This window comes from Chamaesiphon sp., from assembly GCF_041737865.1.
Taxonomy (GTDB): Bacteria; Cyanobacteriota; Cyanobacteriia; order Cyanobacteriales; family Chamaesiphonaceae; genus Chamaesiphon.
In genome coordinates this window covers 1-6,737 of sequence record NZ_JBGSQZ010000274.1, presented here as the reverse complement: position 1 = coordinate 6,737, position 6,737 = coordinate 1, and the positions used below count along the sequence as shown (strand labels likewise).

Below are 6,737 nucleotides of genomic sequence, written 5' to 3'. Positions count from 1 at the left end.
TATTTAGTGGAGATGTACTAAGTCTATCATAATAGACGATAAAGAAATAAGTAATCAATAGTTTACATAGCGTTATAAGAATGCTAGTATTTAACTACGCTGTTGTTGTTGTTAGTGTTTGTATTTTTATAATATATAACCGTGCGCTGAAGCGACACGGTTTTCAGACATCCCGCTATCTTCTGATAAATTGTTGATTTGATGAGATAAAAATTTAGGCTGATATTCGATCGATCCGTGCATCAGATCCCCAACTTCCAATCGATCGCACTTGATTAGTATATAATTACTGAACCAAGTCAATGTGAGTTTGAGACTCAACCTGCGAACTCCAAACTCTCAACTGAGGCAAAGCTGTCATGAAAATTCTGCATCTATCAGATATCCATATGGGCGGTGGTTTCGCTCATGGTAAAATCGATCCAGAAACCGGACTCAATACACGATTTCAGGATTTTGTCAAATCTTTGACTAGGGCGATCGATCGAGCATTATCAGAACCTGTCGATCTAGTCTTATTTGGTGGCGATGCCTTTCCCGATGCCACACCCGCACCCTATATCCAACAAGCCTTCGCCGCGCAATTTTATCGGCTTGTCGCTGCCAATATTCCCCTCGTCTTACTAGTTGGCAATCACGATCGACACTCCCAGGGACAAGGTGGAGCCAGCTTGTCAATTTATCGCTCCTTGGGCGTTCCAGGTACAACTGTCGGCGATGCGATCGAAACTCATACTATTAATACTCGCAGTGGAGCGATCCAGATTATCACCCTGCCGTGGATCGATCGATCCACCCTACTTACCCGCGAGATCGCCGAAAACCTCTCAATTTTAGAAGTAAATCAATTATTACTCGACAGACTCCAGCCCCGATTGGAAGGTGAAATTCGCAAATTAAATCCAGACTTACCGACGATCGTCTTAGCCCATCTGATGGCGGATAATGCCACTCTGGGAGCCGAAAAATTTCTAGCCGTCGGGAAGGGATTTACCATTCCCCTGTCCTTCCTGACCCGTTCTTGCTTTGACTACGTGGCACTTGGGCACGTCCATCGTCACCAAAATCTCAATAAAACTAATGACCCCGCCGTAGTCTATCCTGGGAGCATCGAGCGGGTAGATTTTAGTGAGGAAAAAGAAGATAAAGGCTATGTCATGGTGACGATTGAGCCAACCCAGCAACCAGCCAGCAAAAGCTTTGAGACTACTTGGGAATTTTGCCCTTTACCCGTCCGCACATTTCGGACGATCAAAATCGATGTCTCCAAAAGCGAACAACCCCAGCAAGATATCTTAGCCGCGATCGATAAAGTAGAAATAGCCGACGTAGTAGTACGATTAATTTATCAGCTCAGTCCCGATCGAGTCGAACTCATTAGTATAGCGGCTCTCCACGAAGCTCTAAGTACCGCCCATCACTACACTATTCAAGCCGAACTCATCAGTCAACTGAGTCAACCGCGATTACCCGAACTTGGCTGTAGCGTTGGCGATCCGATGGTGGCACTTTCGACATACCTCGACAATCGCCCCGATCTCCACGATATCGCCACAGCCATGATCGCTGCGGCTAATGAGTTATTATCTGGAGACAATCTCGGAGTAGGCAGCAATCGTGTTTTATTAGATTCCGAATCCTCTCTAGATGCGATCGATGTCTCTCCATCCGTCGAGCGTTCCTCTCCCCTGGATAATTCCGCGCTCGATAAATCCGCCCCCAAACAGACTAAACCAAACAATACCGGACAGCTAACATTACTTTAGGTTGGTCGATCTAGCGATCCTAAATCATCACCTAGGTGAGCGTAGGGTGTGTTAGGCATCAGCCGTAACGCACCAAAGTGGATAGTCAATAGTGAAAAGGGTAAACTTCAGATATTAACTCCCATCTTTCATATCTCACCTCGCAACATGCAATATCGTCGTTTTGGTCGTACAGAGTTACAAATGCCCGTCTTTTCCTGTGGCGGAATGCGCTACCAACATAAATGGCAAGATGTACCTTTGTCAGATATTCCCGCTGATAATCAACGCAACCTTGAAGCTACGATTAATCGATCGCTAGAAGTCGGCATTAACCATATTGAAACTGCTAGATTCTATGGTTCTTCAGAGGTTCAACTCGGTCAAATATTACCGAAATTAAACCGCAAAGATTATATCTTTCAAACTAAAGTTGCTCCCGTTGCCAATCCCAAAGACTTTCGGAAGACATTCGAGCTATGCCTTTCCCGCCTCAATCTAGATTACGTCGATCTGTTGGGCATTCATGGAATTAACGATCGAGCAACGTTTGACTATACCATGCGTGCTGGTGGCTGTTGGGAAGTTGCCAAGCAACTGCAAGCTGAAGGAAAAGTTCGATTTATTGGTTTCTCAACTCACGGATCTACAGAGACGATCGTCCGCACGATCGAAACCGATCGATTTGATTATGTCAATCTCCATTGGTACTATATCAATCAAACCAATTGGGCGGCGATCGAAGCTGCAACTCGTCACGATGTAGGCGTATTTATTATCAGCCCTACCAATAAAGGTGGTTTACTTAACCAACCCTCAGCTAAATTAGTCGAACTCTGTCAACCACTAAGTCCGATTGTATTTAATAATCTCTTCTGTCTGAGTCATCCCCAAGTTCATACTCTCAGTGTTGGTGCAAGCAAGCCCAGCGACTTTGACGAACATCTCAAAACACTACCACTCCTAGAACGCGCCGCCGAACTGCTACCCCCCATCATCGATCGCCTAGAACAGGCAGCGGCAGCCAAACTGGGTAAAGAGTGGGTACAGACATGGCGACAGGGCTTACCAGTCCATACAGACACCCCTGGCAACATTAATATGCACACGATCCTCTGGCTGCGAAATCTGGCGATCGCCTATGACATGATTGAGTACGGACAAATGCGCTACAACCTGCTCGAAAATGGCGGACACTGGTTTCCTGGTGCCAAAGCTACCAATGTCAAGCAAATCGATTTCTCGGATTGCCTAGCCAATAGTCCTCACGCAGCTAGCATCCCCGATCTCCTCTGGGAAACCGATCGACTCCTCGGCGGCATTGAAGTCAAACGACTGTCTCAAACTTAAATCAGTCCTATTGACTAGCTGATTAAATAATGGTATCTTAGCAAAGCACGTAAATGCACCTCAAGAAAGATCGACAAGCGGATGTGGCGGAATTGGTATACGCGCACGCTTGAGGTGCGTGTGGCATAGTCCTTGGGAGTTCGAGTCTCCCCATCCGCATCAATCCGATCTAAATCGGCAAATAATTAGTTAGCGATAACGAATGAATTTTGCCACTTAAACAGCCTAGATTGCCCACTATGAGCGATCTAGGCTGTTTTCATAGGTAACATTACCATCAAGATCCCCCACACCCTCACAAAATCCTCACAATTTGAGTCTAATATTTAATCCTAGTGTGGAATTCAGGATCGATCGAATATCTAGAATTCCAAAACCTAGTTTTTGATAGGAGTCAGATGAAAAATAAAATCGAACTAACCAAATCTGTGCCACGCGAGCGATGGGGTGAATTTTTCGACCAGTTTTCGGATGGTAATCGGGGACGGCATATGTCGATTCTCATTCTGAGAGGCTCCGCCAACGAAATCATCAATTCAGAAATCGGTGACGAAGAACTGATTCAAGACGCACCCCTAATGGCGATGGTTTACGATCGACCTGGAAAGGGCGACGATTTAGTGATCGAGGTGGGTAAAGATGAGGTGACTTACGCTCACACCATCGATTCACCCACCGAAGTATTAACCGGACAAAGCGAAAGCGGACGAATGCTGGCGGTGTGGATTAGTGACGCTGCTGGGACAAAGACATTGGTTAAGCTCCAAGATAGTTAGTCACGCTCTACTGTTGAGGCATCACATCCAACCTTTTGGCGATCTCGATCGATCTAGTTCTAGCTCGACAAAACTGGTAACTCAATTGCACCAGCTACTCGCGCGACTAACGCAATCGAACTGATGAGCTATGAATATGGTTAAATTGGCTCGATCGTGTTATTATATTGCTATATGAGTGGGCACGTGGTTCAGTGGATAGAGCATCAGGTTCCGGTCCTGAGGAGCGGGGGTTCGAGTCCCTCCGTGCTCACATAGCAAAAAGCAGCAAAGATTTTAGTCTTGCTGCTTTTTTGTATGGAATCATCGATCGCTAAATGCCCAGCAGAACATCTAACTTACCTTGAGCATCTAAGTCATGGAGATCGTCGCAACCGCCAATGTGGGTATCGTCGATAAAAATCTGTGGGACAGAACGCCTACCATTACCTCTTGCTGCCATTTTCGATCGCGCTTGTTCGTCACCATCGATTGAGTACTCTGTAAACTCGACACCCTTATTTTTTAATAAAGCCTTGGCACGAATGCAAAATGGGCAACTTTGCCATGTATAGATTTCAATATTTGGCTGCATAGCTGATTTAATCCTGGGTTCATTACCTATGATGACATTTTTGAACCTCGTTGGCGTAGCCTCAGATTACAGTCAACCTTGGCAATCTCGCCCTAGTTCGGTGAAAAGCCATAAAAAATAGACCACTAGGAATAGCGATCTACGTTGCAGTAGTTATTGGGTAACTAATATAAATTATTTTAGCCGCAAAGTTACGATCGAGAATCCGCCAGTTGCATGGAGTTATCTCAGTAAAAAGGCTGGAATCTGAAATTGGGTGGCATAGCCAACAAAGTCGGGACGAGCGATAAAGAATACACTTGTGTTTACCGCCTCCCGCCGACCTGGGTAGATTTGCTATAGTTGATAGAGAGAGAATACTAATTTAGGAGAGCATTCCACATGGCGTTTGTACAAGAAGCTTTGCCTTATGATGTTAGTGCCTTAGAGCCACACATGTCGGCAGAAACATTTAAATTTCACTATGGCAAGCACCACGCTACCTATGTAGCCAACCTCAACAATCTTGTCAAAGATACGCCAATGGCGGATATGTCGATTGAAGATGTTGTTAAGGCTAGTTTTGGTGACGCAAGTAAAGTAGGAATCTTCAACAATGCTGCTCAGTCTTGGAACCATGCTTTCTTTTGGAAGTGCATGAAGCCTAACGGTGGCGGAGCACCAACTGGCGAATTAGCAGCAAAAATCGATGCAGCATTCGGGAGCTTGGACAAATTTAAAGCAGACTTCAAAACTGCTGCTACAACTCAATTTGGTAGTGGTTGGGCATGGCTTGTCAATGATGGTGGTACCCTCAAAATTACCAAAACTGGCAATGCTGAAAACCCCCTCACTCAAGGACAGACGCCCCTACTGACTCTAGATGTCTGGGAGCACGCTTACTATCTTGACGTCCAAAATCGTCGTCCTGACTATGTGAGCACCTACTTAGATAGCTTGGTAAATTGGGATTTTGCTGCTGCTAACTTGAAATAATCGCAAAAAAAAGAGTGGGCGCTCAGGCGTCCACTCTTTTTTTGCGCCCACCAGGGCAATGTCTAGCTAGGGGATGAGGATCTAATAAAGTATATTTTTTGGAGGATGTGTTAGCGCAGCATTGAGCGAATTATTGATGCGTTACGGCTGTCGCCTAACACATCCGACGACAGCGCAGATTATTTATTTTGAACGAGCGTGAAGATGATTCGATCGTGTGAGTAGATTGCTACAATCGATCGAAAGATCGGCATGGACGATCGCATAACTGGGCGATCTATCTCCATCACAAATTAATTAGGGCTTAAATTGAGAACATAGCACTTACTCTCGATCGCATCTATGAACTCAACTTCCACCAATGATAGATTTAGCCACAATCGATCGATTCTCGCACTACTATTCATCGTACCGCCGTCGAGCATTGGGGCGATCTCCTCAACAGTGCTTGCGCCTGGTGCCATCGGGCAAGGGATCGCGCTCGGCTGTTGGATCTGGATGTTGGTATTGCCGATCGGGTGGCAGCTATTTATCGATCGCCAACCGTTAAAATTACGATGTTCTTCGCATGATGGGTTGCTGGTTGGCATCATCCTTGGAGCGATGATGTTTGGGACAATTTTTGCCAGTTATTGGTTGATTGGCAGATATTGGCTAGATATTCCCGACATCAGAGCTAGAGTCAGTCAGATGGATATGAATGTGCCTTTGATGGTATTTGGGTTTGGTACTTTTCAGACTCTAATTAATTCATTTATTGAGGAGTACGTTTGGCGATGGTTCGTCTATCATCACTGCCAGATATTATGGTCGAAAGCATGGGCTGTATGGATTTCTGCGGGCTTTTTTACGCTCCATCACATTATCTTACTGGCTGCTTATTGTGATGATTGGCGATTAGTAGCTATCGGTTCGGTTGCCGTATTTATCGCGGGAGGACTGTGGGCGAGATGTATGAAGATCTACAAATCTTTACTGCCGAGTTATGTCAGTCATCTAGCCGCAGATCTGGCTTTACAAATTGTGAGTTGGCAGATCTTGCTAGGCTAGGGCGGTATCTCGATCGAGTACCCATATACCAAAAATCTGCTCGATCGAGTCATAAGTACTCTCCGAACAGATTGGTATTTTCAAATATTTGTGACAGTCAGAAATTAAGTGCGGAATCTGCGCTTATTCTGTCTGTGTCTAGCGATCGCTTTGCGCTTACGCTTCTCAATTGGAGTTTCAAAGTGTCTGTGCTTCCGCATATCTGGAAAAATCCCCGCTTTGGAGACTTCTCGCTTGAATCGGCGTAGCACTGACTCAATGCCTTCA

The 6,737-nt window shown here is 45.4% G+C and carries 7 protein-coding genes and 2 tRNA genes; 7 read left to right on the top strand and 2 right to left on the bottom strand.

The features are described from left to right. Window positions 1-359 precede the first annotated feature (359 nt). The 5 genes from sbcD (at window position 360) to ACEW9J_RS20950 (ending at window position 4,124) form a co-directional block, all read left to right on the top strand. The gene (sbcD, locus tag ACEW9J_RS20970; protein WP_373547032.1) at window positions 360-1,766 is read left to right on the top strand and encodes an exonuclease subunit SbcD; all 1,407 of its coding nucleotides are present in this window, start codon (window positions 360-362) and stop codon (window positions 1,764-1,766) included. A gap of 147 nt (window positions 1,767-1,913) precedes the next feature. Continuing rightward, window positions 1,914-3,095: an aldo/keto reductase gene (locus ACEW9J_RS20965; RefSeq protein ID WP_373547031.1), complete on the top strand. Its 1,182-nt coding sequence runs from the start codon at window positions 1,914-1,916 to the stop codon at window positions 3,093-3,095. 77 nt (window positions 3,096-3,172) lie between these two features. Continuing rightward, a tRNA-Leu gene (locus ACEW9J_RS20960) sits at window positions 3,173-3,254 on the top strand. A 239-nt stretch (window positions 3,255-3,493) separates the two neighbouring features. After that, window positions 3,494-3,871 (top strand): DUF5335 family protein, encoded by a 378-nt coding sequence (locus tag ACEW9J_RS20955; RefSeq protein WP_373547030.1) that lies wholly within the window; start codon window positions 3,494-3,496, stop codon window positions 3,869-3,871. Between the two features lie 180 nt (window positions 3,872-4,051). Then, window positions 4,052-4,124, top strand: a tRNA-Arg gene (locus ACEW9J_RS20950). A 60-nt stretch (window positions 4,125-4,184) separates the two neighbouring features. On the opposite strand, the gene grxC is transcribed toward ACEW9J_RS20950, so the two are convergent. After that, a complete protein-coding gene (gene grxC / locus ACEW9J_RS20945) occupies window positions 4,185-4,445 on the bottom strand; it encodes a glutaredoxin 3 (RefSeq protein WP_373547029.1) in 261 nt (86 codons plus the stop codon). Between the two features lie 381 nt (window positions 4,446-4,826). Between grxC and ACEW9J_RS20940 the strand changes: the two genes are divergently transcribed. Both ACEW9J_RS20940 and ACEW9J_RS20935 read left to right on the top strand, forming a co-directional pair. Continuing rightward, complete coding sequence (locus ACEW9J_RS20940; protein ID WP_373547028.1) at window positions 4,827-5,420, top strand: superoxide dismutase; 594 nt, start codon at window positions 4,827-4,829, stop codon at window positions 5,418-5,420. Between the two features lie 342 nt (window positions 5,421-5,762). After that, on the top strand, window positions 5,763-6,470 hold the full coding sequence (locus ACEW9J_RS20935; RefSeq protein ID WP_373547027.1) for a CPBP family intramembrane glutamic endopeptidase: 708 nt from the start codon (window positions 5,763-5,765) through the stop codon (window positions 6,468-6,470). Window positions 6,471-6,574: 104 nt separating this feature from the next. On the opposite strand, the gene rpsU is transcribed toward ACEW9J_RS20935, so the two are convergent. Continuing rightward, on the bottom strand, window positions 6,575-6,737 hold a 163-nt coding region (rpsU, locus tag ACEW9J_RS20930), incomplete at its 5' end, for a 30S ribosomal protein S21 (RefSeq protein ID WP_373542735.1).

What these genes read in the sequence shown, in the direction of transcription:
- ACEW9J_RS20965 (WP_373547031.1), top strand. Translation starts at nt 1,914, where the DNA reads ATGCAATATCGTCGTTTTGGTCGTACAGAGTTACAAATGCCCGTCTTT.
- sbcD (WP_373547032.1), top strand. Translation starts at nt 360, where the DNA reads ATGAAAATTCTGCATCTATCAGATATCCATATGGGCGGTGGTTTCGCT.
- grxC (WP_373547029.1), bottom strand. Translation starts at nt 4,445, where the DNA reads ATGCAGCCAAATATTGAAATCTATACATGGCAAAGTTGCCCATTTTGC.
- ACEW9J_RS20935 (WP_373547027.1), top strand. Translation starts at nt 5,763, where the DNA reads ATGAACTCAACTTCCACCAATGATAGATTTAGCCACAATCGATCGATT.
- ACEW9J_RS20940 (WP_373547028.1), top strand. Translation starts at nt 4,827, where the DNA reads ATGGCGTTTGTACAAGAAGCTTTGCCTTATGATGTTAGTGCCTTAGAG.
- ACEW9J_RS20955 (WP_373547030.1), top strand. Translation starts at nt 3,494, where the DNA reads ATGAAAAATAAAATCGAACTAACCAAATCTGTGCCACGCGAGCGATGG.